The sequence below is a fragment of the Mariniflexile sp. HMF6888 genome, assembly GCF_044335535.1.
Taxonomy (GTDB): Bacteria; Bacteroidota; Bacteroidia; order Flavobacteriales; family Flavobacteriaceae; genus Mariniflexile.
This window is the reverse complement of record NZ_JBIQVZ010000030.1, coordinates 1-477: the sequence shown is the minus strand read 5'-3', so window position 1 is coordinate 477 and position 477 is coordinate 1. Positions and strand designations below refer to the sequence as shown.

General features: G+C 45.3%; 1 protein-coding gene. It reads left to right on the top strand.

The window, feature by feature from the left end:
* A partial coding sequence (locus tag ACGLWY_RS18660; protein WP_396621189.1) for an HYR domain-containing protein occupies positions 1-477 on the top strand: 477 nt, incomplete at both ends.

The following is a 477-nucleotide window of genomic DNA, read 5'->3' as shown; positions in this document are numbered from 1 at the left end:
GGTTACCGTAACGGCTACCGATGCCAGTAACAATGCCAACAGCTGTACATTCACGGTCAATACAGCAGCAGATACTGAAGCACCAGTAGTTATGTGTCCTTCAGCCCAGAGTTTAGCAGTAGGTTCAACGCTTGCTGACTATACAAGTCTGGTAACGACAACAGACAATTGTGATCCAGATTCAAGTTTAACCATAGTACAAAGTCCGGCACCGGGAACTGCATTTGCCAATGGGATGACCATTACAATGAAGGTAACAGATTCCAGCAACAATATTGGTTCTTGTGAATTTGTTATCAATGTAATACCAGACACAGAGGCCCCGACCATCACGTGTCCCCCAGATCAAGAACTGGCTTGTAATACAACTTCAATTCCTGATTATACGGGATTGGTAACGGCAACGGATAATCAAGACCCAAATCCAGCCATCACTCAAAATCCAGTAGCGGGAACGGCGTTTACAGATGGGATGAC